Genomic DNA, 26,666 nt, shown 5'->3' with positions numbered 1-26,666 from the left:
TTTTTCCAGTGACCCGCTACAGGTGACCCCCATGGCTTTTTCCGAACGTGTCTCGCGCCTCAAAAGTTCTTTGATTCGAGAAATCCTCGCCGCCGCGCAGCGTCCTGAAGTGATGTCGTTCGCCGGTGGCCTGCCGGCCGAAGCCATGCTGCCGAAAGTCGAATGGGCGGCCATGCCGGTGTCCATGGGCCAATACGGCATGAGCGAAGGTGAACCGGCCTTGCGCGAAGCCCTGGCGGCACAGGCGCGGTCATTGGGCCTGGCGTGTGAAGCCAGTCAGGTGCTGGTGGTCAGCGGCTCCCAACAAACCCTCGACCTGGCGGCCAAGCTGCACATCGATGTCGGCACTCAAGTCATGCTGGAAGCGCCGACCTACCTGGCCGCGTTGCAGATTTTCCAGCTGTTTGGCGCCGACTGCATCACGGTGCCCCTGGAGGCCGATGGGCCTGATCTGAAACAGTTGCGAGCCCGGTTGGAACAGCATCGCCCCGCGTTCATCTACCTGATTCCCACCTTCCAGAACCCTTCGGCGGTGCGCTACAGCGAGGCCAAGCGCGATGCCGTGGCGGCGCTGCTGGATGAGTTCGGCGTGACCTTGGTGGAAGACGAGCCCTACCGCGAGCTGACCTTCGACGGCGGCAGCGCCACGCCGATTGTCAGTCGCTTGAAGAAGGCCAGCTGGATCTACACCGGCACTGTGTCGAAAACCCTGTTGCCCGGGCTACGTGTGGGTTACCTGATCGCCAGCCCGGATCTGTTCCCACACCTGCTGCGGCTCAAGCAGTCGGCGGACCTGCACACCAATCGCATCGGTCAGTGGCAGGCATTGCAATGGATCGGCACCGAGCAGTACCAAAGCCATTTGAGCGAGTTGAGGGATTTTTACCGGGATCGTCGGGACCGGTTCCAGGCGGCGCTGCAAACACATTTTTCCGATATCGCGCATTGGAACGTGCCTCAGGGCGGGCTGTTTTTCTGGCTGACCCTCAAGCAACCGCTGGACACCCGCACCTTGCTCGACGCCGCGCTGGCTGCCGACGTCGCGTTCATGCCGGGAGAGCCGTTCTTTCCCGAGCCGGACAAGCATCCGGGGCACCTGCGGTTGAACTTCAGCCACATTGACCCGGCGCGGCTGGATGAGGGGCTTAAGCGGTTGGCGGGGGTGGTGCGGGAGGCTTTGGCGGTAAAAGCAGCCTGACTTATGTGGTGACTGGACTGGCCCTATCGCGAGCAGGCTCGCTCCCACAGGGTTCAGAGTCGATCACAAAACCCAGTTATCCACAGTTCCATTGTGGGAGCGAGCCTGCTCGCGATAGGGCCCGCAAATACACCATAAAACTATCAGACTGCCGCAAACCGCTTATCCAGATAATCAATGATCACCTTGGACTCATACATCCAGGTGGTCTCGCCGTTCTCTTCGATGCGCAGGCACGGTACTTTGATCTTCCCGCCTTGCTCCAGCAGCGTCTGGCGATCCTGCTCGTTGTTTTTTGCATCCCGCAAGGCCACCGGCACGTTGAGGCGGTGCAGGGTGCGGCGGGTCTTCACGCAGAACGGGCAGGCGTGGAACTGATAGAGCGTCAGGCTGCGGGCGGCCTGATTGACTTGCGCCTGGGCTTCGGCCGGACGTTGCTTCTTGCCGGGGCGGGTGATGAAGTCGATGAAAATAATCAGCTGGCCCAGGCCAACTCGCAGCGCTTTGACGATCACGGTATTAAGCCTCACGACAGGGAAGAAGAGGGCGCGCAGCTTACCTGATTTTTCACGGGCGAAAAAAAACCGGCGATCAATGCCGGTTTTTTTCATGCGGGGGGGTTACTTGATCAGGCTGAGGAACTCGCTGCGGGTCGCGGCGTTTTCGCGGAACTCGCCAAGCATCACCGAGGTGATCATCGAGGAGTTCTGCTTTTCCACACCGCGCATCATCATGCACATGTGCTTGGCTTCGATCACCACCGCCACGCCCAGGGCACCGGTCACCTGTTGGACCGCGTCGGCGATCTGGCGGCTGAGGTTTTCCTGGATCTGCAGGCGACGTGCGTACATGTCGACGATGCGTGCGACTTTCGAAAGCCCCAGCACCTTGCCACTCGGAATGTAGGCCACATGGGCCTTGCCGATGAAGGGCAGCAAATGGTGCTCGCACAGCGAGTACAACTCGATGTCCTTGACCAGCACCATTTCGCTGTTGTCGGAGCTGAACAAGGCACCGTTGGTGACTTCTTCGAGGGTCTGTTCGTAACCGCGGCAGAGGTACTGCATGGCCTTGGCAGCGCGCTTGGGCGTGTCGAGCAGGCCCTCGCGGGAAACGTCCTCGCCCAGTTGGCCGAGAATCGCGGTGTAATTCTGTTCCAGAGACATGAAACTACCTGTGGGATTTTACGCAAAGGGCAAGGGTACGGTGGCGGACACGGCGCTGCAAGCTCGGCAATCGGGTGCTACTCGTCGCGGCCTTCCATCATGGTGCGCTTGAGCATCACGTACACCGCCCCGGCGCCACCGTGTTTCGCCTGGCAGGAGGTGAAGCCCAGCACTTGCGGGTGCTGGCGCAGCCAGGTGTTGACGTGGCTCTTGATCATCGGCCGCTTGCCGTCCAGCCGCACGGCCTTGCCGTGGGTGACGCGCACGCAGCGGATTTCGAATTTGGTGGCTTCGGCCAGGAAGGCCCAGAGGGTTTCCCGGGCTTTTTCCACGGTCATGCCGTGCAGGTCGAGGCTGCCTTCGAAGGGAATCTGGCCAACCTTCAGCTTGCGCATCTGGCTTTCCTGAACGCCGTCGCGAGCCCACATCAGCTCGTCTTCAGGACCTACGTCGATCACGAACTGGTCGGACAAGCCATCCACGGTGGTGGCGTCGGTGCGCACCGTGGCGGCCTGGCGCAGCTTGGCGATTTGTGCGCGATCCGCCTTGGGTTTGCCGGTTTCGGCACGGTCGTGCTTGATCGGTTTAACACCCTGGATCGCACTTTTGAACAGGGAAAAGTCGTCGTCTTGCATATCAGCCTCCGCGAAGGCCGGCCAGTTTACCCAACTCCTGCGGGATCCGGCGCGACAAAACGTCGGGCGGCGGGTCAGTCGTGCTTTTTCATCAAGTGAGGAGCCATGGCCAGCTCCAGGGATTGGCGGGCCCGACGGCGGCAAAGGCGCCACAGCCACACGCCCAACAGCAGTACCAGCAAGCCGATCACCAGAATGATCGTGGAGCCGAGCGGGGTTGCGTTCAACTCGCCCAGGGCGGGCGGGCGACCCAGCAGGCTGGCGGCGCCGGCCATCGACAGCAGTACACCGAGCGTTGCCAGGAGCGCCGCGAGCGCGGCACCGAAACGCAAGCGCCAGTTGCTCGGGCCTTTGGGCCGCAAGCGACGTGCGTCAAAACCATCGGATAACTTCATTCCGACCTTCCTCAATGGGTATCGGCCCTTCGACCGGAAGATGTTCGGGTTGTTCCTGACACTACGGCAATTGCGGCAAATGAGAGGCTTTTGCGGATAAGCGGCGCAACGGGCCGCTTATCGAAGGGGTGTCAGATGAAATCGCGGGTCAGGGCCAGGGTGGCGAAGTTGTCCGCCATGATCGCCATTTCGGTCTGGTGCACGTGTTCGGCGCTCAGGACTCCGCCCTTGTGCGGCAGATCGCGAGTGGCGCAGGCGTCTTCGACCAGAGTGCAACGAAAGCCCAGGTTCTTGGCGGCACGCACGGTGGTGCTGACGCTGGAATGGCTCATGAAACCACAAACGATCAGGTCCAGGGGGCCGAGGTCCTCCAGGCGCTTTTTCAGTTCGGTGCCGTGAAACGCGCTGGGCAGCAGTTTTTCCACCACGGTTTCGTCGCCCTGGGGTTCCAGGCCGCTAATGAACTCCCCGCGTTCGCCCTGTGGGTCGAATAGCCCGCCATGGGTGCCCAGGTGACGCACATGCACGATCGGCCGGCCGGCAGCACGGGCCGCGCCGAGCAATTGCTTGATGTTCGCGACCGCCGCATCCATGCCACTCAACGCCAGGGGGCCGGCGAGGTATTCTTTCTGGGCATCGATGATGATCAGCGTCGCTTGACTCAGATTGGCCGCCGCGTAACCGCGACCGCTGAGTTGAAACATCGTTTTTGGAACGGACATTCTGGGGCTCCTTCGAGTGGGGCTTTTGCGACATTCTCCTCTGGCTGAGCGGTTCTGTGAATCGCTTCCATCGCAAGGGCCGTCGTTGCTGGCCTACAGCCTTGTCAAGATGTCTGTCTTGTTCAATAGTCAGCGCGAAAAACGGATAAATCCTACATCTGCCCCGTCCTTTTTCGTGCGTGTTTGAGGTGTGTTTGAGGCGTGCTTTGGTGAGGGGAGTGTTTGGCTGGTAGACTCGCCAGTCGTTTTTTCTGGAGTTTGCCGCCGTGATCACTTCCCGTCTCCGTACCCTGCGCGACCATATACGTTGGGCCGTCAGTCGTTTCCATGGAGAGGATCTGTTTTTCGGCCATGGCACCGACAATGCGTGGGATGAAGCCCGGCAACTGGTGTTGGGCGCGTTGCATCTGCCGTGGGAGATTGCCGATAGCTACCTGGACTGCCGTCTCGAAGATGAAGAGCTGGTCCATGTGCAACGCCTGCTGCGCCGACGCATCGCCGAACGCATCCCGGCGGCCTACCTGCTGGGTGAAGCCTGGTTCTGCGGAATGTCTTTCATCGTCGACGAGCGCGTGCTCATTCCACGCTCGCCCATTGGTGAACTGATCGAAAACCGTTTTGCGCCCTGGCTGGGTCAGGAGCCGGTACGGATTCTCGACCTCTGCACCGGTTCCGGCTGCATCGGCATCGCGTGTGCTTTCGAATTCCCGGAGGCGGAGGTGGTGCTGGCTGACCTGTCGTTCGAAGCGTTGGAAGTGGCCAACCAGAACATCGAGCGTCACGGCGTCGACGAGCGCGTGTTCACTGTCCAGGGGGATGGTTTCGAGGGCTTGCCGGGCCAGCGTTTCGACCTGATCGTGTCGAACCCGCCCTATGTCGATGCCGAAGATTTCGCCGACATGCCCCAGGAGTATCAGCACGAGCCGGAGCTGGGCCTGGCCTGTGGCGATGATGGCTTGAACCTGGTACGCCGGATGCTGGCCGAGGCCGCCGACCATCTGACCGAGAAGGGTTTGTTGATTGTCGAGGTGGGCAACAGCCAGGTCCACGTCGAGGCGTTGTATCCGGAAGTCGATTTTGCCTGGCTGGACTTCGAACGCGGCGGGCATGGTGTGTTCATGCTCAGTGCCGAACAGTGCCGTCAGCATCAGGCGTTGTTTGCTTCGCGGGTTTGACGACAATTGATCTGACGGGCGCGCCCGGGTCTGTCACCGAGGATGCAAACCTGTGGGAGCGAGCCTGCTCGCGATGAGGGGGTGTCAGTCAGTTTGAAGACTGCTGACACGACGCCATCGCGAGCAGGCTCGCTCCCACAGGGGTTAGGCGGTGTTCAGTCTTAGCTACGCGTCGCAATCCAGATCAACAACCCGGCCTGGAACATGGCAAATGCCACCAGGCAGGTGATGGTGAAACGCAGGCCGTTGTCTTCGCGTTTGAACTTGGCGACCTTTTCTTCCTGCTGCTTGAGTTTGACTTCCTGCTCCGCCAGGTTCTGCTCGGCTTGCTGGAGCATCTGCGCGGCTTCGAGAATTTCCACGAACTGCAGTTTTTCGGTGTTCCAGTCCCCCAGCAGATTGCCAACCTCGGCTGGCTTGACGCTGCCTTTGAGGTGCTGGGCGTCGGCGTAGACCACTTCGAAACCATGGGCTTTCAGGAAGTGGTCGCGGCGCAGGCGGGTGTCTTCGTTCAGCGCGTCCTTGTTATTCAGGTCGCTGCCATCGACCCGGTAGCTCGACCAGCGCTTCTTGGCCCAGGTAATGCCCTGTGCGGCGAGGAAGCGGCCAATGCCACGGTTCAGCGGCTCGACCTGCAAGCTGTCCGGGGAAAAATACAGGCGTTTATCGACGTGGTCGGCCCAGACGTCCAGGTGATTCTGTTCCTTGCGCACCCGCTGGCCCGGCAACTGGATGCTCATGCGCAGCAAACTGCGCTCCTTGCTGTGGCGCTCGGCATAGCTGAATTCGACAAACCGCAGCGGCCGCGCACCCGTGGCACGGTCGGTCTTGAGCGGTGCCAGCCGGAGCATTTTATGGTGCTCGGCCTGCACATCCGCCCAAGGCAGCTCCGCCACTGGAGCGGCGGGCGTTTCGGCGGGGGTGTCGGGTGAAGTTTGAGTGTCAGTCATAACGGCAAAATCCTGTCCAGGCCGGCCCGTCGGCAGCCATGGCGCTGTCCGACACCGGTCTATCGGCCGTTTTTGCCAGGACTGGAGGGGAAAAACCGCTTATCGAGCGGGTAATGAGCTAATAAAACCCAGAATGTGCGTACCCAGTTCGGCCGCCAGGGGCAGGTTTGGATTTTTGTAGGAGGCCAATTGCCGCTCCATGTCGTTGGGGACGATGCGCATGACATGGTTCATGCCCTTGATCAGCGCCAGCTCGGCGTCGGGTTTGGCGGCTTGCAACTGCCTGGCGTCATCGACGCTGACTTGAATGTCATGGCTGCCCTGGATAATCAACGCTGGCATCTTCAGCGCCGCGAAAGCCTGGGCCGGCGTCTGGCGGAACAGCGATATCAGGTAGGGCTGCACGCTAGGGCGAAAGATGACCTGCAGTTGCGGCGGCACATTTGGGTCGAGCCGACCGGCCTTGAGGCTGTCCAGCAGCTCATTGGCGCGCACCATCAGGGGGGGAGGCAGGCGGCTGCTCAGTTGTTGACGCAGCACCTGGTCGATCGGCCGGGCACTGCCGGACAGCGAGATGACCGCAGCTGCATTGGCCTGGGGCGCGGCGAGACTGGCGATCAACGCGCCTTCGCTATGACCCAACAGGATCAACGGACCCATTCGCGGATCGGCAGCCAGTTTGCGGCTCCAGGCCACGGCGTCGGCCACGTAGGCTTCGACGCTCAGGTTGCGTTCGTCCGGGGTCGCCGCAAGGCTGGCGGCCACCCCGCGTTTGTCATAGCGCACGCTGGCGATGTTGTGCTTGGCCAGCACCCAGGCCAGGCGCTTGAGGCTATCGTTGCGCCCGCCGTCGGGGTTGTTTCCGTCACGGTCGGTAGGACCCGACCCGGAAATGATCAGGACAACCGGCACCGGTGCGTCGGATTTGGGTAACAGCAGCGAGCCGAAAAGCTCGCCGTTGCCGGTGTCGAGGCTGATCGGTCGTTGCAGGACGGTGGCCTGGGCCAGGCTGGAAAGCAGGCCGGTCAACAGGGCAAGGCTCAAGGCAAGCAGTTTTAACATCATCACGCCATTAGTTACGAAGGTGCCGGTTGGACTGACAGGCATCGATAAGGTTCGAGGATGAACTCGTCGGGGAGCCTGCGTATACTGGCGCCCACTACGAATCCAAGGTTGAGTCTCTCAGCGTTTTTCACGGAGCACCCTGCATGTCCGGCAATACCTACGGCAAGCTGTTCACCGTTACCACCGCGGGCGAAAGCCATGGCCCGGCGTTGGTCGCCATTGTCGACGGCTGTCCGCCGGGCCTGGAGATTTCCCTGGACGATCTGCAGCGTGACCTGGACCGGCGCAAGCCGGGCACCAGCCGCCACACCACCCAGCGCCAGGAAGCCGATGAAGTCGAGATCCTCTCCGGCGTGTTCGAAGGACGCACCACCGGCTGCGCCATTGGCCTGCTGATCCGCAACACCGACCAGAAGTCCAAGGACTACTCGGCCATCAAGGATCTGTTCCGCCCGGCCCACGCCGACTACACCTACCACCATAAATACGGCGAGCGCGACTACCGTGGCGGCGGCCGCAGTTCGGCCCGGGAAACCGCCATGCGCGTGGCGGCCGGCGCGATTGCCAAGAAGTACCTGGCCAGCCAGGGCATCGTGATTCGTGGCTATATGAGCCAGTTGGGTCCCATCGAAATCCCGTTCAAGACCTGGGAGTCGGTGGAACAGAATGCCTTCTTCTGCCCCGACCCGGACAAGGTGCCGGCCCTTGAGGCCTACATGGACCAATTGCGTCGCGACCAGGATTCGGTCGGCGCGAAGATCACCGTGGTGGCCGAAGGTGTGATGCCGGGCCTGGGCGAGCCGATCTTCGACCGTCTCGACGCCGAACTGGCCCACGCGCTGATGAGCATCAACGCGGTGAAGGGTGTGGAAATCGGCGCCGGTTTCGCTTGTGTCGCCCAGCGTGGCACCGAGCACCGCGACGAACTGACCCCGCAAGGTTTCCTCAGCAACAATGCTGGCGGCATCCTCGGTGGCATTTCCTCGGGCCAGCCGATCGTGGCGCACCTGGCATTGAAGCCAACCTCCAGCATCACCACGCCGGGGCGCTCCATCGACATCCATGGCAATCCGGTGGACGTCATCACCAAGGGCCGTCATGACCCGTGCGTCGGCATCCGCGCCACGCCAATCGCCGAGGCGATGATGGCGATCGTGCTGATGGACCACCTGCTGCGTCATCGTGGCCAGAACGCCGATGTGCGAGTCAGCACCCCGGTGCTGGGCCAGCTTTGATGGCTGACCTGCCGACCGCCGTGGCCTGACGACCATGGCGGCTCTGCCGTACTGGCGGCTCTCCAGTTTCTATCTGTTCTATTTCGCGCTGCTCGGTTCGACGGCGCCGTTTTTGGCGTTGTATTTCGATCACCTGGGGTTCAACGCGGCGCGCATCGGCGAGCTGGTGGCGATCCCCATGCTGATGCGCTGTGTGGCACCGAATATCTGGGGCTGGCTTGGGGATTACACCGGTCAGCGCCTGGCGATCGTGCGTTTTGGCGCCATTTGCACGCTGCTGACGTTCTCGCTGATCTTCATCGACCAGAGCTACGCCTGGCTGGCGCTGGTCATGGCGCTGCACGCGTTCTTCTGGCACGCGGTGTTGCCGCAGTTCGAAGTCATTACCCTGGCCCACTTGAGCGGGCAAACTTCGCGCTACAGCCAGATCCGCCTGTGGGGCTCCATCGGCTTCATCATTACCGTGGTTGCGCTTGGCCGGCTGTTCGAATGGTTGAGCCTGGACATTTACCCGGTGGCGCTGGTGCTGATCATGGGCGGCATCGTGCTCGCCAGCTTCTGGGTCCCCAATGCCCAGCCGACACAGGGGCCGCGAGTCGCGGGGGAAGGTTTTCTGCGGCAATTGCGCAACCCTGGGGTGCTGGCGTTCTATGGGTGCGTGGGGCTGATGCAGGTCAGCCACGGGCCGTATTACACCTTTCTGACGCTGCACCTGGAAGGCCTAGGCTACAGCCGCGGGTTGATCGGTATGCTCTGGGCCATTGGCGTGGTCGCGGAAGTCTTGATCTTCCTGCTGATGAGCCGGATCCTGGCGCGGTTTTCCGTGCGTCGGGTGCTGCTGGTGAGTTTCCTGCTGGCGGCGTTGCGTTGGCTGCTGCTGGGCTCACTGGCCGAATTTCTCTGGGTCCTGTTGTTTGCCCAGGTGCTGCACGCGGCGACCTTCGGCAGTTTTCACGCCGCTGCCATCCATTTCGTGCAACGTAGCTTCGGCCCACGCCAGCAAGGCCAGGGCCAGGCGTTGTACGCCGCCCTGGCTGGCATGGGCGGGGCGTTGGGCGCGTTGTATTCCGGCTACAGCTGGAACGCCCTGGGTGCCAGTTGGACTTTCAGTATCGCCAGCCTCGCAGCCTTCGCTGCAGCCGTTATCATTGCCACACGTATGCAAGAGGACAGGCCATGAGCCTTACCCGTGAACAGCTCGCCCGGGAAATCATCGACGCCGGGCGTTTTTTGTATGGCCGCGGCTGGTCCCCGGCCACCAGCAGCAATTATTCGACCCGGCTTGCCCCTGACCAGGCCTTGCTCACCGTGTCCGGCAAGCACAAGGGGCAACTGGGCCTGGATGATGTGCTCGCCACCGACCTGGACGGCAACAGCCTGGAGCGCGGCAAGACACCCTCCGCCGAAACCCTGCTGCACACCCAGCTGTATCGCTGGCGCCCGGAGATCGGCGCGGTGCTGCATACCCATTCGGTGAATGCCACGGTGTTGTCGCGCCTGACCCACCAGGCTTTCATCGACTTTGAAGACTACGAACTGCAAAAAGCCTTCAGCGGTGTGTCGACCCACGAATCCTGTGTCCGCGTGCCGATTTTCGACAACGACCAAGACATCGCGCGCCTGGCCGGCCAGGTGCAGCCGTGGCTCGAGGCTCACCCCGATTGCGTCGGCTACCTGATTCGCGGGCATGGCCTGTATACCTGGGGGCCGAGCATGAACGATGCCCTGCGCCAGATCGAAGCGTTCGAGTTCCTGTTTGAGTGTGAGCTCAAGACCCGCGCACTCCTGAACCGTTAATTTGCTGGAGCCCTAACCATGAGCAGCCTGTCCGTCTATCACGTCTCAAGCCCCGACATTCCGAACAAGGTGCTGACCCATTTCGAAGACATCGCCGCGACCCTGGCCGATAAAGGTGTTCGCTTCGACCGCTGGGAAGCGGCAACGAAAATCCAGCCAGGCGCCGGCCAGGACGAAGTGATTGCCGCCTACAAGACCCAGATCGACCGGTTGATGACCGAGCGCGGCTACGTCACGGTCGACGTCATCAGCCTCAACAGCGATCACCCGCAAAAAGCCGAACTGCGGGCCAAATTCCTCGATGAACATCGCCATGCTGAAGACGAAGTACGATTTTTCGTCGCCGGTCGTGGCCTGTTTACCCTGCACATCGACGATTACGTCTACGCCGTACTGTGCGAAAAGAATGACCTGATCTCGGTGCCTGCGGGCACGCCGCACTGGTTCGACATGGGCGAGCATCCACATTTCGTTGCCATTCGCCTGTTCAACAACCCGGAAGGTTGGGTCGCGAAGTTCACTGGCGACGACATCGCCAGCCGTTTCCCGCGCCTGGAGGACTGAGCCTGTGTCGATCAAAGCCATTCTCACTGACATCGAGGGCACCACCAGTGCGGTGAGTTTCGTGTTCGATGTGTTGTTTCCCTATGCCGCCAGGCATCTTCCGGATTTCGTTCGTCAGCATGCCAACCGCGCCGACGTCGCCGAGCAATTGGCAGCGGTGCGGCAGGACAATGGTGAGCCGGGGGCTGACACCGAGCGCGTCATCGCGATTCTGCTGGAGTGGATCGCCGAAGACCGCAAGGCCACGCCGCTCAAGGCGTTGCAGGGCATGGTCTGGGAGCAGGGGTATCAGGCGGGGCAGTTGAAAGGGCACGTTTACCCGGACGCGGTGCAGTCACTGCAGCGCTGGCATCAGCAAGGTTTACGGCTGTTCGTTTATTCCTCGGGCTCGATCCAGGCACAGAAGCTGATTTTCGGTTGTTCCGAGGCTGGCGATCTGTCGCCGTTGTTCAGTGGTTATTTCGACACCACATCGGGACCCAAGCGGGAAGTCCAGTCCTACCAGCGCATCAGCGCGGCGGTGGGCGTAGCCCCGGAGGAGATTCTGTTTCTGTCGGACATCGTCCAGGAACTGGATGCGGCCCGTGATGCCGGCATGGCTACGTGCGGAGTGGCGCGCGAGGGCGGTGAGCTGCAAGGGCATGTCACGGTGGACAGTTTTGCCCGGATCGATCCTGCGCGTTTTTGATAGAGGAGTGTGGGAGCGAGCAAGCTCGCTCCCACAACACGATCAGGCGCTGTGGTAGGTCGGCAGCGCAAAACGATGCTGGCTTTGCAGCATGGCGATCTGCGGCAACTCGCTGGCCTGTTCCGCCAGGTCGCGACGGATTGCGCTGATTGCCCAGGACAGTTGGTCCCCGGCGTGCAACTGGGCGTAGGAAATTGTGCGTTTAAACAGTTTGCCTTCGCTGTTGCGCAAGGTCAGCAGGATACCGCCATCCGGGCGGGCCTGAGTGGTCACTTCGTAGTTGGAGAAGAGGGACGCAAACTTTTCTTGAATCATGTTCATATTTGACTGCTCCATGGTGGTGGCAAACCGTGGAGAGGTAGTTGCAGTGTCTGTGCCAGCGTTGGGCTTGATTAAAAAACGTTATAAAACAATCAGTTAACAATTCCTCCTATTTTTGCTTTCGTGCAACTTGCATGAATGGCCATCGTGCATCCTGCATTTTGCGTGGTCGGCTGATCTTTTGTTGAACCAAATGGATTTCTGGCGCTCATGCTCCGCCTGTCCGGAACGGTGGATACAAAACATTGCAAAAACCGCATGTACAGCGCCGGAATCGCTGGCGTAATTTCGAGCGCAATTGAGCTCCAGCCCGACAACAAGAACCCAGACCCACGAGGTCGAACGGGAGTGACCATGAGTCGTACATCCAGCGACGCCATTACCTGGGGCAAGATGCTGCGCAAGCTACCCACTATTGCCAGAGCCATTCCCCGTATCGTCAAAGGCATGAAGCTCGCCAACGTCCAGGACCCGACCCAGCCTTGCGGCCTGGGCTGGTGTTTCGAACAGGCCACCCAGCGCAATCCCCAAGGGCCGGCGTTGTTGTGTGGCGACACGGTATTGAGTTACGCGCAGGCCAACGAACAGGCCAATCGCATCGCTCATTACCTGTTGGCACAGGGCATCGGCAAGGGCGACTGCGTGGCGATTTTCATCGAGAATCGGCCAGAGATGCTGGTGACGGTGCTGGCGGTGGCGAAGGTCGGTGCGGTCAGCGCCATGGTCAACACCTCGCAGACCGGGGACGCGCTGGTGCACAGCCTGGCGTTGGTCACGCCTGTCGCGGTGGTGGTCGGGGCAGAACGGGTCGCGGCCTTCAACGACGTGCGAGCCCGCACCTCACTGTCCGGCCACCGAACCTGGTGGGTCGCCGACCAGGACAGCGCCGTCGTTCCTTCCGGTTTTGTCGATCTGATAAGTAGCAGCGCCAGCCATCCAGGTGACAACCCGGCCAGCAGTCAGCAGGTTTTTTTCAACGACCCATGTTTTTATCTCTACACCTCGGGCACTACCGGGCTGCCCAAGGCCGGGGTGTTTCGCCACGGGCGCTGGATGCGCACTTCCACCAGTTTCGGCCTGATCGCCCTGGACATGCAGCCCGCGGATGTCTTGTATTGCACGCTGCCGCTGTACCACGCCACGGGCCTGTGCGTGTGCTGGGGAGCGGCGATCTGCGGCGCCTCGGGGTTTGCGATCCGGCGCAAGTTCAGCGCCAGCCAGTTCTGGAGTGACGTTCGCCGTTACCGGGCCACCACCCTGGGCTATGTCGGTGAATTGTGTCGCTACCTGGTCGACCAGCCCGCCAGTGCCGAGGACCGGCGGCACGAGGTCCGGAAGATGATCGGCAACGGCTTGCGCCCCGGGGCATGGTCGGCCTTCAAGACGCGTTTTGGTGTCGACCATATCTGCGAGCTGTACGCGGCCAGCGACGGCAATATCGGCTTCACCAATGTGCTGAATTTCGACAACACCGTCGGATTTTCCCTGATGGGCTGGGAACTGGTGCAGTACGACCATGACAGCGGGGCGCCGTTGCGCAACCTGCAAGGCCGGATGCAGAAAGTACCCAAGGGAGAACCGGGCCTGCTGATGGCGCGCATTGACGACAAGGCGCCGCTGGACGGTTACACCGATCCGGCCAAGACCGAAAAAACCATCTTCAAGGATGTCTTCGTTCCTGGTGACCGTTACTTCAATACCGGTGACCTGCTGCGCAACATCGGCTTCGGCCATGGGCAGTTCGTTGATCGCCTCGGTGATACCTATCGCTGGAAGGGCGAGAACGTCTCCACCACGGAAGTTGAAAACGTATTGCTACAGCACGCGCAAATCGCCGAGGCGGTGGCTTATGGCGTCGAAATCAATGGCACCAATGGCCGCGCCGGCATGGCGGCGATTACTCCGTCCGAATCCCTGGCTACCCTGGATTTTACTGAGCTGTTGCAATTTTTGCAGTGCAAGTTGCCGGCCTATGCGGTGCCGTTGTTCTTGCGCATCAAGGTAAAAATGGACACCACCGGCACCTTCAAATACCAGAAAAACCGCCTCAAGAGCGAAGCCTTCGACCCGTGCGCCACGGACGATGAGCCGGTCTACGCCTGGCTGCCCGGCACCGCGACCTACGTGCGGGTCGACCGGCAACTGGCGGCGCAGATTCAGCAGGGACAGTACCGTTATTGATTCTGACTATGCACGGTGCAGAGAAAAAAGGGATGACAGGCCTGGAGTCCCTCGGGAAACTAGCCGCTTTGCGAAGACTTAAGTGGAGTTTCCCATGTCCGATACAAGCCGCCAGATGACCCCGGAAGAGGCTGCGGAGTTTGCCGAACAGGTGTTCAATGTCGCACGCCAGGGTGACGCCGCCATGATGGCCGCCTTGCTGAGCAAAGGTTTGCCCCCCAACCTGCGCAATCACAAGGGTGACACCTTGCTGATGCTGGCCGCTTACCACGGGCATGTGGAGACGGTGAAGGTATTGCTGGAAAACAAGGCTGATCCGGAAATCCGCAATGACAATGGCCAGAGCCCGATTGCCGGTGCGGCGTTCAAGGGCGACCTGGCCGTGGTCACCGCGCTGGTAGACGGCGGGGCGCAGGTGGAAGGCTCGTCCTTCGATGGTCGCACCGCGTTGATGATGGCGGCGATGTTCAATCGTGTGGAGATCGTCGATTACCTGATCAGCAAAGGCGCCGACCCCAAGGCCAAGGATGCAAACGGCGTCTCGGCGCTGGATGCAGCCAGGACCATGGGCGCGGTGGATACCACGGCGCAGTTGGAGAAGTTGTTGGGTTGATCCCTATCTTTTGGGGCTGCTTTGCAGCCCAGCGGGGATAAATCACCTCGCCACAAAAGCTCCCAGGCCACAGCTTTCTGACTCAATCAATGTGATGCGCTATCCTGCGCGCCCTCAAAACCCAATCGCCACAGGATTTTCCCCATGAAAGCCGCACTCGTCGAACTCATCAGCAAAATAAGCTCCGGCTGCCTGGGCGATGCGGACGTTGCGAAAATCGCTGACGAAGCGGCCCAGGCCTACGCCGACCCGGCGGCTTTTCTGGCGGCCAACCCGGACATCAACTACGACGATAGCTTCCCGATTCCACTGGGCGAGTGGGTGGTGGTGGGGAGTCTGCCGGACACCGTATTGTTTCAGGCCGACACTTATGTAGAGCTGTTCGAACAGATCGTTGCCTCGTTCGGCCCCGGTGTGGCCTTCAACCTCAAGCCCAAGCAACTGGCGAAAACCGAAGCCCTGACGGCGCTCAATCGCATCCAGATCCAGATGAGCAGTCTGAACAAGGAAAACGGCGGTTATGTGCTGATGAATTTCAGCCAGTTGCTCGACGATGAACTGCAAATGGTTCTGGTGTATGGCAACGACGTGCCACGCGTGCTGGAGCTGTGCGCCGAAGTCGGCATCGCCGCCGCGCCGGCCCTGGAAGCGTTGAAGGTTGCGATCCACGTCTGACGCAATAAAACGGAACCCTCGCCGGGCCCCCGCTATCCTAAGTGGGCATATCACCATCTGGGAGCGACACCATGGGTTCCACCTTCAACGGCCTGATTGGCCTGATCATCCTGGCGCTCGATATCTGGGCGATCATCAATGTGCTCAAGAGTGGCGCGGGAACGGGGGCAAAAGTCCTGTGGGTGCTGTTGATCCTTCTGTTGCCGGTGCTGGGCCTGATCATCTGGGCGATTGCCGGGCCGCGAGGCAACGTGCGGATCTGACCGCTTTTTGATGTTGCCCGGCAGGCCTCGGCCGCCGGGCATTGCGACCCTGTCGCGACGGTATCAGGCCGTCGCCAGTGCGTGTTTTTTCGAGGTCTTCAGGAAACTCAGCAAGGCCAGCAGCGGGAAGCCGCTGCCGACGATCACCACCCATAACCAGCCGCCGTGCTCGTACACCGCGCTGGCAATCGATGAACCAAACGCGCCGCCGACGAAGATGCTGGTCATGTACAGCGCATTGAGACAACTGCGGCTTTTGGCATCGAGGGCATAGATGGTGCGCTGGCCCAGGACCATGTTCATCTGCACACAGAAATCCAGCACCACGCCCGTAACCGCCAAGCCGATGACGCTGTAGAGCGGATGGATGAACGCTGGCAGAAAACTCAGGCTGGCCAACAGCATTGCCAGCAACGAAGCGATGCGGGTATGACCGGCATCCGCCAGGCGACCGGCAATGGGCGCGGCGATGGCGCCAATGGCACCGACCAGGGCGAACAGGGCGATTTCAGTTTGCGACAGGCCATGATTGCGCGACAGCTCCAGCGGCACGGCGGTCCAGAACAGGCTGAAGGTGGCGAACATGCAGGCCTGGTAAAAGGCTCGTTGGCGCAACAATGGCTGCTGGCGCAACAGGGTGCCGAGCGAGCCCAGCAGTTGGCCATAAGAGGCGCTGTGGTCGGGTTGGCGCCTGGGCACGGTCAATGCGAGGACGATGCTGATCGCCGCCATCAAGGCGGCGGCGATCATGAACATCGCCCGCCAGCCGAAGTGATCGGCCACCACGCTTGAGATCGGCCGCGCCAGCAGGATCCCCAGCAGCAGGCCGCCCATGATCCCGCCCACGACCCGCCCTCTGGACTCTTCCGGGGCCAAGTGCGCGGCCAGCGGGATCAGGACTTGCACCGACACCGAACTGAACCCCACCAGCAGCGAGACCAGCAGGAACACGTTCGGCTGGTCGGTGAACGCTGCCGCCAACAGACTGGCAATCGCCACAACGGTGGTGAGGATCATCAGGCGACGGTTTTCCAGCAGGTCCCCCAGTGGCACCAGGAAAAACAGGCCCAGGGCATAACCGATCTGAGTCAGCGAGACGATCAGGCTGGCCATGGTGCTGCTCAGGCCGACGTCGGGTGCAATCAGTTCGATGATGGGTTGGGCGTAGTAGATGTTGGCGACAATGGCGCCGCAGCAGAAGGCGAAGAGCAGGACCATGCCGCGAGTCAGACTTGTACCGGCGGGCACGGAGGAGGGATGGGCACTCATGGCAATCTCATTAGTAGCTTGAAAGGATGGCGTGAGGCTAAAGAGTTAGCGGGCTCTGGAACAGGCTTTGTGGCTGATATCGGACATGCTTGCTATTGATGATGAAACAGGCGTGATCGTTCCCACGCGGAGCCTGGGAACGATCAAATGTGGATAGGACGTTATTGCCCGCTGTAGATCTGATCGAAAACCCCACCGTCATTGAAGTGAGTCTTCTGCACTGTGCGCCAGTCGCCGAAGGTTTTTTCCACGGACAGGAAGTCCACTTTCGGGAAACGGTCGGTGTATTTCGCCAGTACCGCCGGGTCCCGTGGGCGCAGGTAGTTGGCGGCGGCGATTTCCTGGCCTTCGGGCGACCACAGGTACTTGAGGTAGGCCTCGGCGGCCTCGCGAGAACCTTTCTTCTCAACCACTTTATCGACCACGCTCACCGGTGGCTCGGCTTCGGCAGAAACGCTCGGGTAGATCACCTCGAACTGGTCGCGGCCAAATTCGCGGGCGATCATCTCGGCTTCGTTTTCAAAGGTCACCAGTACGTCGCCGATCTGGTTGGTCATGAAAGTGGTCGTCGCGGCACGGCCACCGGTATCCAGTACCGGCGCCTGCTTGAACAGTTTGCCGACGAAGGCTTTGGCCTTGTTCTCGTCACCGCCATTCTTGAGCACATACCCCCAGGCCGACAGGTAGGTGTAGCGACCGTTGCCGGAGGTCTTCGGGTTGGGCACGATCACCTGCACGCCGTCCTTGAGCAGGTCGGGCCAATCCTTCAGTGCTTTCGGGTTGCCCTTGCGCACGATGAATACGGTGGCTGAGGTGAACGGGGCACTGTTGTTCGGTAAGCGGGTGACCCAGTTTTCGGGCACCAGTTTGCCGTTATCCGCCAGGGCATTGATGTCGGTGGCCATATTCATGGTGATGACGTCAGCTGGCAGCCCGTCGATCACCGAGCGTGCCTGCTTGCTGGAACCGCCGAAAGACATCTGCACGATGATGTTTTCGTTGTGCTCGGCCTGCCAGTGTTTCTGGAAAGCCGTGTTGTAGTCCTTGTAGAAATCACGCATCACGTCGTAGGAAACGTTGAGCAGGGGCGGGGCGGCGTGGGCCAGGCTGCCAAAGGTCAGGCCAGCGGCGAGAAGGGAGGCACCAAAGAAGTTCTTCACTGCGAATTCCTTTTTATTTGAAAGGGGTTCCGGGCAATTAGCCGGCACACTAGCGGCAAGCCAATAGGCCATCAAGCATTAAAAAGTGCTTTGCTTATTCCAGTTTCTTAAACAGCGCATTGCCGCAACGGGAGCAGAACGCAGCTCCATGATCGTGGTTGTTTTTGCTGCAGACCGGACAATCATGCTTGAGCTGGTCACCGCGCATGGCCGTGGCCAGCTCAGCGGTGAAAATGCCCGTCGGCACGGCGATGATCGAGTAACCGGTGATCATCACCAGCGACGAAACCACCTGGCCCAATGCCGTCTTGGGCACGATATCGCCAAAGCCCACGGTGGTCAGTGTGACGATGGCCCAATAGATGCCCTTGGGAATGCTGGTGAAACCGTTCTCGGGGCCTTCAATGACGTACATCAAGGTGCCGAACACGGTCACCAGGGTCGAGACGCTGACCAGGAACACGATGATTTTCTGCTTGCTCCCCCGCAGCGCCGCCAGTAGGTAGTTGGCTTGCTTGAGGTAAGGGCTGAGCTTGAGCACGCGGAATATCCGCAGCATGCGAATGATGCGAACGATCAGCAGATACTGGGCGTCGCTGTAGTACAGCGCCAGGATCCCGGGCACGATCGCCAGCAAGTCCACCAGGCCGTAGAAGCTGAACGCATAACGCAGGGGCTTGGGCGAGCAGTACAGGCGCAGGCCATATTCGACGATGAAGATGAAGGTGAACCCCCATTCGATGGCGGCCAGCAGGGAGGCGTAGTTCTGGTGCACGCTGTCGATGCTGTCGAGCATCACGATCACCAGGCTGGCGAGGATGATCAACAGCAGTGTGCTGTCGAAGCGCCGGCCGGCCACGGTGTCGGTCTGGAAAATGATCACGTAGAGGCGTTCACGCCAGTTGCTGCTATCCATAACCTTCGCCTGAACCAATAGTCAGCGAAGCCTAGGGTGATTGCCCCGCAAAGCGCAAGGCGCAGTGTCCCGACTGGCCTGTTGCCACACTCGGTGGGTGGCATGAACCAGCCAGCAGGCCAGGATGAAGGGCGCGGTCAGCGGCGCCAGACCGAGGGCAAGAAAGCCCGGTGTGAGTATGAGCGCCAGCACAATACCCGCCAGCGGCAACCATCGCTGGCGGCGTTGTTGGCTGAGGGCCAGCGCCACCAGGGCCGGGTTATAACCGCCGAGCCCCGAAAGGGCTTGGGTCGTGTCGTGATGCAGCAGGGAGAACCCCAGGCCAGCGGCTGAACCCAGCATCGCCCACCCGGCGGCGCGTGGATTGGCAATCAACAATCCCACAGCGATCAGCGCACCGGCGAATGGCTGGTCGAGAAACATGACCTGACCGAGTCCGCTCCAACAAGCGGCCAGCAAATTGGCCATCGTCAGTTCAACTGAAATGGGTGAGGGCTGTGCCGGGGCAAAACTCAGCAGCAACCAGCCCAGCGCCACGAACGGCGCGGTGTAGGCGGGCAGGCACTGAGGGCCACGGCTGCGCTTGAGCCATTGCTCGGTCAACATCGCGCTGAGGCCGCCGCTGGCAATAATCAATGGCGGCAACACGGCTGACCAGGGTAACGCGAGGCTCAATAGCAAGCCCAGCAGGATGCCGTTGTAACTGAACAGTCCGGCCTGTCGATCAACCTTGGCATAACCGCGTCGCTGGGCGGTGAGCAACCCGGCCACGCCGCCGAGCAACGCACCGCCAAACAAGGCGGGTGCGGTGAAGAGAATCGCCAGCAGGCACAGCAGACCGAACAGCGGATGACGCTGGAGGAAAATCTGGCTAAAGCCGTTGAGCAGGGCGGTGGCCCAGTCGGGGCAGTGGGTGTTGGGCATGGTGGGTATGTCTGATGGGACGGAGTTGCCCTTATCGCGAGCAAGCTCGCTCCCACACTGGATTTGCGGCGATCACAAACCCCTGTGGGAGCGAGCTTGCTCGCGATGAGGCCAGTACAAACGCTAGATCAACGTCTCGATGCGCAACGAATTGGTCGACCCCGGCTGCCCGAACGGCACGCCGGCTGTGATCAGCAGGGTGTCGCCACGCTGGGCCATGCCCTGGGCCTGGGCAATTTCCAGGGCGGTGGAACAAACTTCATCCACTTGCTTCAACCGGTCATTGACCACCGAATGCACGCCCCAGGCCACCGTCAGACGGCGGGCTGCTTGCAGGTTGGGCGTGAGGTTGAGGATCGGCACCGTCGGCCGCTCCCGCGCCGCCCGCAGGCTGGAGCTGCCCGATTCGCTGTAGTTCACCAGCACCGCTACCGGCAGTACATTGCTGATACGCCGGATTGCGCAACTGATGGCGTCCGACGCCGTGGCTTCGGCCTTCGGCCGGCTGACATCCAACTGCGCCTGGTAATCCGGGCCGTTCTCCACCTGGCGGATGATCTTGCTCATCATCTGCACGGCTTCGAGGGAGTAATCGCCCGACGCGGTTTCCGCCGACAGCATCACTGCATCGGCCCCTTCAGCCACGGCGTTGGCCACGTCGGTGACTTCGGCTCGGGTGGGTGCGGGAGAAAAACGCATGGATTCGAGCATCTGCGTGGCCACCACCACCGGTTTACCAAGGGCGCGGCAGGTGCCGATGATGTTCTTCTGGATCTGCGGCACGCTTTCGGCCGGCACTTCGACACCCAAGTCACCCCGGGCAACCATGATCGCGTCGCTCAGTTCGGCGATCTCCCGAAGCTGGGTCACCGCCGACGGTTTCTCGATCTTGGCCATCAGGAATGCCTTGTCGCCAATCAACGCACGCGCCTCGCGGATGTCCTCGGGGCGCTGCACGAACGACAGCGCCACCCAGTCCACGCCCAGCTCCAGGCCAAAGCTCAAGTCGCGACGGTCCTTGGCGGTCAGCGGGCTCATGTCGAGCACGGCCTGGGGCACATTCACGCCTTTGCGGTCTGACAGTTCGCCGCCGTTGAGCACTTGGGTGTCGATGGCATCGGCGTGTTTGGTGGTCACACGCAGGCGCAGCTTGCCGTCGTCCAGCAGCAGGTCCATGCCCGGCTCCAGGGCCGCGATGATCTGTGGGTGGGGCAGGTTGACCCGCTGTTCATCGCCGGGCGTGGCGTCCAGATCCAGGCGCAGGGCCTGGCCGCGTTGCAGCAGCACTTTGCCGTCGGCGAGTGTACCCACGCGAAGTTTCGGGCCCTGCAAGTCCATCAGAATGCCCAGTGGGTAGTTGAGCTGCTGCTCGACGTCACGAATCCACTGGTAGCGCTGGGCGTGGTCGGCATGCTCGCCGTGGCTGAAGTTCAGGCGGAAAATATTCACGCCGGCTTGCACCAGTTCACGGATGTCATCGATCCCACGGGTTGCGGGGCCAAGGGTCGCGAGGATCTTGACCTTTTTATCAGGCGTCATGTTTGGGGTTCTCAAGAATCAGGATGGCGCGAAAGTCGTTGACGTTGGTGCGCGTCGGCTCGGTAACGATCAACGCCTCCAGCGCGGCGAAGTAGCCGTAGCCATTGTTATTGTCCAGCTCGTCGCTGGCGCTCAGGCCCAGTTCGGCGGCTCGGCGATAGCTGTCCGGGGTCATGATGGCGCCGGCGTTGTCTTCGGAACCGTCGATGCCGTCCGTGTCACCGGCCAGTGCGTAAATGCCGGGATGGCCCTTGAGGCTGTCGGTCAGGCTGAGCAGGAATTCTGCGTTGCGTCCGCCCCGGCCATTGCCGTGCACGGTGACTGTGGTTTCGCCGCCGGAGAGGATCACGCATGGCGCCGCCAGAGGCTGGCCGTGCAGGGCGATTTGCCGGGCGATACCGGCGTGGACTTTGGCCACTTCCCGGGATTCGCCTTCCAGGTCGCCGAGGATCAACGGGCTGAAACCGGCCTGGCGGGCTTTCACCGCCGCCGCTTCCAGTGATTGTTGGGGACGGGCGATCAATTGGAAGTGACTGCGGGCCAGGCGCGGGTCGCCGGGTTTGACGGTTTCCGATTCCGGGCTTTGCAACCAGTTGCGCACCGAGGCCGGTACTTCAATGTTGTAGCGCTTGAGGATCGCCAAGGCTTCGGCCGACGTACTGGGGTCGGCCACGGTGGGGCCGGAGGCGATGACCGTGGCGAGGTCGCCGGGCACATCGGAAATCGCGTAGGTGTAGACCGTCGCCGGCCAGCAGGCCTTGCCCAGGCGCCCGCCCTTGATTGCCGAGAGATGTTTGCGCACGCAATTCATCTCGCCGATGGTGGCACCGGACTTGAGCAAAGCCTTGTTGATCGATTGCTTGTCGGCCAGGGTGATGCCAGCTGCCGGCAGCGCCAGCAACGCCGAGCCGCCGCCGGACAGCAGGAAAATCACCCGGTCGTCTTCGTTGAGGTTGCTGACCAGCTCCAGCACCCGTTGGGCCACCGCCAGGCCCGCCGCATCAGGCACCGGGTGAGCGGCTTCCACTACTTCGATCTTCTGGCAAGGCGCGCCATGGCCGTAGCGGGTCACCACCAAACCGGTGACGTCGCCCTGCCAGCAGCGCTCGACCACCTGCGCCATCGCCGCGGCGGCCTTGCCGGCGCCGATGACGATCACCCGGCCGCTGCGATCGCTGGGCAGATACTGTTCAAGGACATGCTGCGGATGGGCCGCATCGATGGCTGTGGCAAACAGCTCGCGCAGCAATTGTTGCGGATCGACCGACATGGCGGACTCCCGATTTTTATTATTGGATGAAGCGACTCGATTCCCTGTGGGAGCGAGCCTGCTCGCGATGGCGTTAATCCAGTCACTTTATGTGTTGAATGTAAGACCGCTATCGCGAGCAGGCTCGCTCCCACAGGGGTTAGTGCAGGTTTACTTGTCGCGAATCGAGAAATTCGCCATGTGCTCCAACCCCTTGATCAACGCCGAGTGATCCCAGTTGCTGCCGCCGATGGCCGCGCAGGTGCTGAAAACTTGCTGGGCGTTGGCGGTGTTGGGCAGGTTGATGTTCAGCTCCTTGGCGCCTTGCAGGGCCAGGTTCAGGTCCTTCTGGTGCAGGCTGATGCGGAAGCCCGGATCGAAGGTGCCCTTGATCATGCGCTCGCCGTGTACTTCCAGGATCTTCGAAGAGGCAAAACCGCCCATCAACGCTTCGCGAACCTTGGCCGGATCGGCGCCGTTTTTCGCGGCGAACAGCAGGGCTTCGGCCACGGCCTGGATGTTCAGCGCGACGATGATCTGGTTCGCCACTTTCGCGGTCTGGCCGTCGCCGTTGCCACCCACCAGGGTGATGTTCTTGCCCATGGCCTGGAACAGCGGCAGGGCGCGCTCGAAAGCGCCGCTGTCGCCGCCGACCATGATGCTCAGTGTGGCGGCCTTGGCGCCGACTTCACCACCGGACACGGGGGCATCGAGGTATTGCGCACCTTTTTCATTGATCCTGGCCGCGAACGCCTTGGTGGCGGTGGGGGAGATCGAGCTCATGTCGATGACCACCTTGCCCGTGCCCACGCCCGCCGCGACGCCATCGGCGCGAAACAGCACGTCATCGACCTGCGGGGTGTCCGGGACCATGACGATGATGAACTCGGCTTCCTGGGCGACTTCCTTCGGGTTGGCCAGCGCCACCGCGCCGCCGGCCAGCAGATCGGCGGGGGCCGGGTCGTGGTGCTGGCTCAGGAACAGACTGTGCCCGGCCTTTTGCAGGTTCATTGCCATGGGGTGGCCCATGATGCCGGTGCCGATGAATCCGATTTTAGCCATGAGAAAATCCTCTTGTTTTTATTACTGCTTCAGCAAATGAGACTGCTTTCCTGTGGGAGCGAGCCTGCTCGCGATGTCGGTTTCACATTCAACGAATAGGTTGGCTGGACTACAGCTATCGCGAGCAGGCTCGCTCCCACAGGGGATTTTTTGGGTCAGACTGCGTTATGGCTTTTCAGCCACCCCAGACCCGCTTCCGTGCTGGTCAGCGGCTTGTATTCGCAGCCGACCCAGCCCTGGTAACCGATGCGGTCCAAGTGTTCGAACAGGAAGCGGTAGTTGATCTCGCCGGTTCCCGGCTCGTTGCGTCCCGGGTTGTCCGCCAGTTGCACATGGTTGATCTGACCCAGGTGCGCCGACAGGGTCCGGGCCAGGTCGCCTTCCATGATTTGCATGTGGTAGATGTCGTATTGCAGGAACAGGTTGGCGCTGCCCACCTGCTCGCGGATCGACAGGGCCTGGGCGGTGTTGTTCAAGTAGAAACCGGGAATGTCGCGGGTGTTGATGGCTTCCATCACCAGCTTGATGCCTTTGGCCTGCAGCTTCTCGGCAGCGTATTTCAGGTTGGCGACGAAGGTTTTCTCCACCAGGGCCTTGTCGCAGTTCTGCGGACAAATGCCGGCCAGGCAGTTGACCTGGGTGTTGCCCAGCACCTGGGCATAAGCGATCGCCAGGTCAACGCCCGAGCGGAACTCTTCAACCCGGTCCGGCAGACAGGCAATGCCGCGCTCGCCCTTGGCCCAGTCGCCGGCCGGCAGGTTGAACAACACCTGGGTCAGGCCATTGGCCTGGAGCAGCGCCTTGAGCTCGGCGGAGCTGTAGTCATAAGGGAACAGGTATTCGACACCCGTGAAACCGGCCTTGGCGGCCGCTTCGAAACGGGCGAGGAAATCCTGCTCGGTGAACAGCATGGACAGGTTGGCTGCAAAACGCGGCATGGTGGTCTCCTATAAATAGTTGGCAGGCCCCCTGTGGGAGCGAGCTTGCTCGCGATAGCGGTGTGTCTGCTTGCATCCATGTTGAATGTAGCGCCGTCATCGCGAGCAAGCTCGCTCCCACAGGAGTGCGTCGGCATTCAATCGAGCAACGAAATCGCTGTCGGCGCATCGTTGCCCACCAGCGCCAGGTCTTCGAATTCGTTGACTGCGTTGATCTCGGTGCCCATGGAAATGTTGGTCACCCGTTCCAGGATGATCTCGACGATCACCGGCACCTTGAACTCCTCGATCAACTCCTGGGCCTTGCGCAGCGCCGGCTGGATGCCGGACGGTTCGAACACCCGCAGCGCCTTGCAACCCAGGCCCTCGGCCACGGCGACGTGGTCCACGCCATAACCGTTGAGTTCCGGGGCGTTGAGGTTGTCGAAGGACAGTTGCACGCAATAGTCCATGTCGAACCCGCGCTGGGCCTGGCGGATCAACCCCAGGTAGGAGTTGTTCACCACCACGTGGATGTACGGCAGCTTGAACTGCGCGCCTACCGCCAGCTCTTCGATCATGAACTGGAAGTCATAGTCGCCCGACAGCGCCACGACCTTGCGGCTCGGGTCGGCCTTGACCACCCCCAGTGCCGCCGGAATGGTCCAGCCCAACGGGCCGGCCTGGCCGCAGTTGATCCAGTGGCGCGGTTTGTAGACGTGCAGGAACTGCGCCCCGGCGATCTGCGACAGCCCGATGGTGCTGACGTAGCAGGTGTCCTTGCCGAAGACCTGGTTCATTTCTTCGTACACACGCTGGGGTTTGACCGGCACGTTGTCGAAGTGGGTCTTGCGCTGCAGGCTGGCCTTGCGCTGCTGGCAGTCCTGCAGCCAGGCGCTGCGGTTTTTCAGTTTGCCGGCGGCTTGCCATTCGCGGGCGACTTCGATGAACGCCGTCAGTGCCGAAGCGGCGTCGGACACGATGCCCAGGTCGGGGGTAAACACACGGCCGATCTGGGTCGGCTCGATGTCCACATGAATGAAGGTGCGGCCTTCGGTGTAGACATCCACCGAACCGGTGTGGCGGTTAGCCCAGCGGTTGCCGATACCCAGCACCACGTCCGATTTGAGCAGCGTCGCATTGCCATAGCGGTGGGAGGTTTGCAGGCCGACCATGCCGACCATCAGCGGGTGATCGTCAGGGATGGTGCCCCAGCCCATCAAGGTAGGGATGACTGGGATGCCGGTCAGTTCAGCGAACTCCACCAGTAGCTCGCTGGCATCGGCGTTGATGATCCCGCCGCCGGCCACCAGCAAGGGGCGCTCGGCCTGATCGAGCATGGCCAGGGCCTTTTCGATCTGCACGCGGTTGGCGGCGGGTTTGGCCAGGGGCAGCGGTTGGTAGGCGTCGATGTCGAATTCGATCTCGGCCATCTGCACGTCGAACGGCAGGTCGATCAACACCGGGCCCGGGCGACCGGAGCGCATCTCAAAGAAGGCTTTCTGGAAAGCGTACGGCACCTGGCCCGGTTCCAGAACGGTGGTGGCCCACTTGGTCACCGGTTTGACGATGCTGGTGATATCCACAGCCTGGAAATCTTCCTTGTGCAGGCGGGCGCGGGGCGCTTGGCCGGTGATGCACAGGATCGGGATCGAGTCGGCCGAAGCGCTGTAGAGCCCCGTCACCATGTCGGTCCCCGCCGGCCCCGAGGTGCCGATGCACACGCCAATGTTACCGGCCTTGGTGCGGGTGTAGCCCTCGGCCATGTGGGAGGCGCCTTCAACGTGGCGAGCGAGGACATGATCGATGCCACCCACCTTTTGCAGGGCAGAGTACAGCGGGTTGATCGCGGCACCCGGGATGCCGAAGGCGGTGTCCACGCCTTCACGGCGCATCACCAGAACGGCGGCTTCGATTGCTCTCATTTTGCTCATGATTTTGTGCCTCTTACGTTTTGTAATTGTATACAAGTGGCTTTGCGCTGAGT

General features: G+C 61.4%; 28 protein-coding genes. 11 read left to right on the top strand and 17 right to left on the bottom strand.

From position 1 onward, the window contains the following. Positions 1-31: 31 nt before the first annotated feature. Positions 32-1,198 carry a PLP-dependent aminotransferase family protein gene (locus tag T3A99_RS00615; protein ID WP_322833857.1) on the top strand — a complete coding sequence of 389 codons (1,167 nt, stop codon included), beginning with the start codon at positions 32-34 and terminating at the stop codon, positions 1,196-1,198. 143 nt (positions 1,199-1,341) lie between these two features. Here the strand turns inward: T3A99_RS00615 and T3A99_RS00610 are convergent, their stop codons facing one another. From T3A99_RS00610 to T3A99_RS00590, 5 genes are all read right to left on the bottom strand, one after another. Beyond that, entirely contained in the window at positions 1,342-1,713 is a 372-nt protein-coding gene (locus T3A99_RS00610; RefSeq protein ID WP_047229660.1) for a glutathione S-transferase N-terminal domain-containing protein, read from the bottom strand. A gap of 105 nt (positions 1,714-1,818) precedes the next feature. After that, positions 1,819-2,364, bottom strand: a complete 546-nt coding sequence (gene folE / locus T3A99_RS00605; protein ID WP_003204506.1) for a GTP cyclohydrolase I FolE — start codon at positions 2,362-2,364, stop codon at positions 1,819-1,821. 77 nt (positions 2,365-2,441) lie between these two features. Then, positions 2,442-2,999, bottom strand: a complete 558-nt coding sequence (locus T3A99_RS00600; RefSeq protein WP_025214971.1) for a Smr/MutS family protein — start codon at positions 2,997-2,999, stop codon at positions 2,442-2,444. Between the two features lie 74 nt (positions 3,000-3,073). Next, positions 3,074-3,394 carry a hypothetical protein gene (locus T3A99_RS00595; RefSeq protein WP_047229627.1) on the bottom strand — a complete coding sequence of 107 codons (321 nt, stop codon included), beginning with the start codon at positions 3,392-3,394 and terminating at the stop codon, positions 3,074-3,076. 131 nt (positions 3,395-3,525) lie between these two features. Continuing rightward, a complete protein-coding gene (locus tag T3A99_RS00590) occupies positions 3,526-4,116 on the bottom strand; it encodes a cysteine hydrolase family protein (RefSeq protein ID WP_047229626.1) in 591 nt (196 codons plus the stop codon). Between the two features lie 266 nt (positions 4,117-4,382). On the opposite strand from T3A99_RS00590, the gene prmB reads away from it, so the two are divergent. Further along, a complete protein-coding gene (gene prmB / locus T3A99_RS00585) occupies positions 4,383-5,291 on the top strand; it encodes a 50S ribosomal protein L3 N(5)-glutamine methyltransferase (protein ID WP_107321766.1) in 909 nt (302 codons plus the stop codon). Between the two features lie 161 nt (positions 5,292-5,452). Here prmB and T3A99_RS00580 read toward each other — a convergent pair whose 3' ends face one another. Then, positions 5,453-6,241, bottom strand: coding sequence for a hypothetical protein (locus T3A99_RS00580; RefSeq protein WP_076383800.1), 789 nt, complete (start codon positions 6,239-6,241; stop codon positions 5,453-5,455). A gap of 99 nt (positions 6,242-6,340) precedes the next feature. Further along, entirely contained in the window at positions 6,341-7,306 is a 966-nt protein-coding gene (locus T3A99_RS00575) for an alpha/beta hydrolase (RefSeq protein ID WP_047229659.1), read from the bottom strand. 143 nt (positions 7,307-7,449) lie between these two features. On the opposite strand from T3A99_RS00575, the gene aroC reads away from it, so the two are divergent. Genes aroC through mtnC form a run of 5 tightly spaced genes read left to right on the top strand, consistent with a single transcriptional unit; the run spans position 7,450 to position 11,590 of the window. Then, the gene (gene aroC, locus T3A99_RS00570; protein WP_288913108.1) at positions 7,450-8,541 is read left to right on the top strand and encodes a chorismate synthase; all 1,092 of its coding nucleotides are present in this window, start codon (positions 7,450-7,452) and stop codon (positions 8,539-8,541) included. Positions 8,542-8,575: 34 nt separating this feature from the next. Then, entirely contained in the window at positions 8,576-9,721 is a 1,146-nt protein-coding gene (locus T3A99_RS00565; protein ID WP_047229622.1) for an MFS transporter, read from the top strand. After that, positions 9,718-10,338, top strand: a complete 621-nt coding sequence (locus T3A99_RS00560; protein ID WP_107321768.1) for a methylthioribulose 1-phosphate dehydratase — start codon at positions 9,718-9,720, stop codon at positions 10,336-10,338. Before T3A99_RS00565 ends, T3A99_RS00560 begins: the two co-directional genes overlap by 4 nt. Positions 10,339-10,356: 18 nt before the next feature. Beyond that, positions 10,357-10,902: a 1,2-dihydroxy-3-keto-5-methylthiopentene dioxygenase gene (locus T3A99_RS00555; protein WP_047229620.1), complete on the top strand. Its 546-nt coding sequence runs from the start codon at positions 10,357-10,359 to the stop codon at positions 10,900-10,902. 4 nt (positions 10,903-10,906) lie between these two features. Beyond that, the gene (mtnC, locus tag T3A99_RS00550; RefSeq protein WP_274091340.1) at positions 10,907-11,590 is read left to right on the top strand and encodes an acireductone synthase; all 684 of its coding nucleotides are present in this window, start codon (positions 10,907-10,909) and stop codon (positions 11,588-11,590) included. Positions 11,591-11,632: 42 nt separating this feature from the next. Here mtnC and T3A99_RS00545 read toward each other — a convergent pair whose 3' ends face one another. Continuing rightward, the gene (locus tag T3A99_RS00545; protein WP_042732342.1) at positions 11,633-11,911 is read right to left on the bottom strand and encodes a DUF3509 domain-containing protein; all 279 of its coding nucleotides are present in this window, start codon (positions 11,909-11,911) and stop codon (positions 11,633-11,635) included. A gap of 354 nt (positions 11,912-12,265) precedes the next feature. On the opposite strand from T3A99_RS00545, the gene T3A99_RS00540 reads away from it, so the two are divergent. From T3A99_RS00540 to T3A99_RS00525, 4 genes are all read left to right on the top strand, one after another. Continuing rightward, on the top strand, positions 12,266-14,092 hold the full coding sequence (locus T3A99_RS00540) for a long-chain-acyl-CoA synthetase (RefSeq protein WP_322833856.1): 1,827 nt from the start codon (positions 12,266-12,268) through the stop codon (positions 14,090-14,092). Between the two features lie 94 nt (positions 14,093-14,186). Then, complete coding sequence (locus T3A99_RS00535) at positions 14,187-14,705, top strand: ankyrin repeat domain-containing protein (protein ID WP_047229617.1); 519 nt, start codon at positions 14,187-14,189, stop codon at positions 14,703-14,705. A 144-nt stretch (positions 14,706-14,849) separates the two neighbouring features. After that, on the top strand, positions 14,850-15,380 hold the full coding sequence (locus T3A99_RS00530) for a hypothetical protein (protein ID WP_076383801.1): 531 nt from the start codon (positions 14,850-14,852) through the stop codon (positions 15,378-15,380). Between the two features lie 71 nt (positions 15,381-15,451). Next, complete coding sequence (locus T3A99_RS00525) at positions 15,452-15,643, top strand: PLDc N-terminal domain-containing protein (RefSeq protein WP_047229615.1); 192 nt, start codon at positions 15,452-15,454, stop codon at positions 15,641-15,643. 63 nt (positions 15,644-15,706) lie between these two features. Here T3A99_RS00525 and T3A99_RS00520 read toward each other — a convergent pair whose 3' ends face one another. The 9 genes from T3A99_RS00520 to gcl form a co-directional block, all read right to left on the bottom strand. Further along, positions 15,707-16,912, bottom strand: coding sequence for an MFS transporter (locus T3A99_RS00520; RefSeq protein WP_322833855.1), 1,206 nt, complete (start codon positions 16,910-16,912; stop codon positions 15,707-15,709). 161 nt (positions 16,913-17,073) lie between these two features. Beyond that, complete coding sequence (locus T3A99_RS00515; RefSeq protein ID WP_047229613.1) at positions 17,074-18,072, bottom strand: sulfate ABC transporter substrate-binding protein; 999 nt, start codon at positions 18,070-18,072, stop codon at positions 17,074-17,076. A gap of 94 nt (positions 18,073-18,166) precedes the next feature. Next, positions 18,167-18,988 (bottom strand): ion transporter, encoded by an 822-nt coding sequence (locus tag T3A99_RS00510; RefSeq protein WP_047229612.1) that lies wholly within the window; start codon positions 18,986-18,988, stop codon positions 18,167-18,169. Positions 18,989-19,009: 21 nt separating this feature from the next. Continuing rightward, the gene (locus T3A99_RS00505; RefSeq protein WP_322833854.1) at positions 19,010-19,912 is read right to left on the bottom strand and encodes an urea transporter; all 903 of its coding nucleotides are present in this window, start codon (positions 19,910-19,912) and stop codon (positions 19,010-19,012) included. A 123-nt stretch (positions 19,913-20,035) separates the two neighbouring features. Beyond that, positions 20,036-21,451, bottom strand: coding sequence for a pyruvate kinase (pyk, locus tag T3A99_RS00500; RefSeq protein WP_322833853.1), 1,416 nt, complete (start codon positions 21,449-21,451; stop codon positions 20,036-20,038). Further along, entirely contained in the window at positions 21,441-22,721 is a 1,281-nt protein-coding gene (locus T3A99_RS00495) for a glycerate kinase type-2 family protein (RefSeq protein ID WP_047229609.1), read from the bottom strand. Before T3A99_RS00495 ends, pyk begins: the two co-directional genes overlap by 11 nt. A gap of 150 nt (positions 22,722-22,871) precedes the next feature. Next, the gene (locus T3A99_RS00490; RefSeq protein ID WP_047229608.1) at positions 22,872-23,762 is read right to left on the bottom strand and encodes a 2-hydroxy-3-oxopropionate reductase; all 891 of its coding nucleotides are present in this window, start codon (positions 23,760-23,762) and stop codon (positions 22,872-22,874) included. A gap of 155 nt (positions 23,763-23,917) precedes the next feature. Beyond that, entirely contained in the window at positions 23,918-24,700 is a 783-nt protein-coding gene (hyi, locus tag T3A99_RS00485) for a hydroxypyruvate isomerase (protein WP_047229607.1), read from the bottom strand. Positions 24,701-24,837: 137 nt separating this feature from the next. Then, complete coding sequence (gene gcl / locus T3A99_RS00480) at positions 24,838-26,613, bottom strand: glyoxylate carboligase (protein WP_047229606.1); 1,776 nt, start codon at positions 26,611-26,613, stop codon at positions 24,838-24,840. Between the last annotated feature and the right edge of the window lie 53 nt (positions 26,614-26,666).

Origin of the sequence: Pseudomonas sp. N-137 (genome assembly GCF_034555295.1) — a bacterium.
GTDB lineage: Bacteria > Pseudomonadota > Gammaproteobacteria > Pseudomonadales > Pseudomonadaceae > Aquipseudomonas > Aquipseudomonas rhizophila.
The sequence above is the reverse complement of the archived record's forward strand: the minus strand, read 5'-3'. Positions and strand labels throughout refer to the sequence as shown.

Bases quoted from the DNA above. Each gene is read 5' to 3' on its own strand.
- T3A99_RS00615 (WP_322833857.1), top strand. From the start codon at position 32: ATGGCTTTTTCCGAACGTGTCTCGCGCCTCAAAAGTTCTTTGATTCGA.
- folE (WP_003204506.1), bottom strand. From the start codon at position 2,364: ATGTCTCTGGAACAGAATTACACCGCGATTCTCGGCCAACTGGGCGAG.
- T3A99_RS00600 (WP_025214971.1), bottom strand. From the start codon at position 2,999: ATGCAAGACGACGACTTTTCCCTGTTCAAAAGTGCGATCCAGGGTGTT.
- T3A99_RS00595 (WP_047229627.1), bottom strand. From the start codon at position 3,394: ATGAAGTTATCCGATGGTTTTGACGCACGTCGCTTGCGGCCCAAAGGC.
- T3A99_RS00590 (WP_047229626.1), bottom strand. From the start codon at position 4,116: ATGTCCGTTCCAAAAACGATGTTTCAACTCAGCGGTCGCGGTTACGCG.
- T3A99_RS00580 (WP_076383800.1), bottom strand. From the start codon at position 6,241: ATGACTGACACTCAAACTTCACCCGACACCCCCGCCGAAACGCCCGCC.
- T3A99_RS00575 (WP_047229659.1), bottom strand. From the start codon at position 7,306: ATGATGTTAAAACTGCTTGCCTTGAGCCTTGCCCTGTTGACCGGCCTG.
- aroC (WP_288913108.1), top strand. From the start codon at position 7,450: ATGTCCGGCAATACCTACGGCAAGCTGTTCACCGTTACCACCGCGGGC.
- T3A99_RS00565 (WP_047229622.1), top strand. From the start codon at position 8,576: ATGGCGGCTCTGCCGTACTGGCGGCTCTCCAGTTTCTATCTGTTCTAT.
- T3A99_RS00560 (WP_107321768.1), top strand. From the start codon at position 9,718: ATGAGCCTTACCCGTGAACAGCTCGCCCGGGAAATCATCGACGCCGGG.
- T3A99_RS00555 (WP_047229620.1), top strand. From the start codon at position 10,357: ATGAGCAGCCTGTCCGTCTATCACGTCTCAAGCCCCGACATTCCGAAC.
- T3A99_RS00545 (WP_042732342.1), bottom strand. From the start codon at position 11,911: ATGAACATGATTCAAGAAAAGTTTGCGTCCCTCTTCTCCAACTACGAA.
- T3A99_RS00540 (WP_322833856.1), top strand. From the start codon at position 12,266: ATGAGTCGTACATCCAGCGACGCCATTACCTGGGGCAAGATGCTGCGC.
- T3A99_RS00535 (WP_047229617.1), top strand. From the start codon at position 14,187: ATGTCCGATACAAGCCGCCAGATGACCCCGGAAGAGGCTGCGGAGTTT.
- T3A99_RS00530 (WP_076383801.1), top strand. From the start codon at position 14,850: ATGAAAGCCGCACTCGTCGAACTCATCAGCAAAATAAGCTCCGGCTGC.
- T3A99_RS00525 (WP_047229615.1), top strand. From the start codon at position 15,452: ATGGGTTCCACCTTCAACGGCCTGATTGGCCTGATCATCCTGGCGCTC.
- T3A99_RS00520 (WP_322833855.1), bottom strand. From the start codon at position 16,912: ATGAGTGCCCATCCCTCCTCCGTGCCCGCCGGTACAAGTCTGACTCGC.
- T3A99_RS00510 (WP_047229612.1), bottom strand. From the start codon at position 18,988: ATGGATAGCAGCAACTGGCGTGAACGCCTCTACGTGATCATTTTCCAG.
- T3A99_RS00505 (WP_322833854.1), bottom strand. From the start codon at position 19,912: ATGCCCAACACCCACTGCCCCGACTGGGCCACCGCCCTGCTCAACGGC.
- pyk (WP_322833853.1), bottom strand. From the start codon at position 21,451: ATGACGCCTGATAAAAAGGTCAAGATCCTCGCGACCCTTGGCCCCGCA.
- T3A99_RS00495 (WP_047229609.1), bottom strand. From the start codon at position 22,721: ATGTCGGTCGATCCGCAACAATTGCTGCGCGAGCTGTTTGCCACAGCC.
- T3A99_RS00490 (WP_047229608.1), bottom strand. From the start codon at position 23,762: ATGGCTAAAATCGGATTCATCGGCACCGGCATCATGGGCCACCCCATG.
- hyi (WP_047229607.1), bottom strand. From the start codon at position 24,700: ATGCCGCGTTTTGCAGCCAACCTGTCCATGCTGTTCACCGAGCAGGAT.
- gcl (WP_047229606.1), bottom strand. From the start codon at position 26,613: ATGAGCAAAATGAGAGCAATCGAAGCCGCCGTTCTGGTGATGCGCCGT.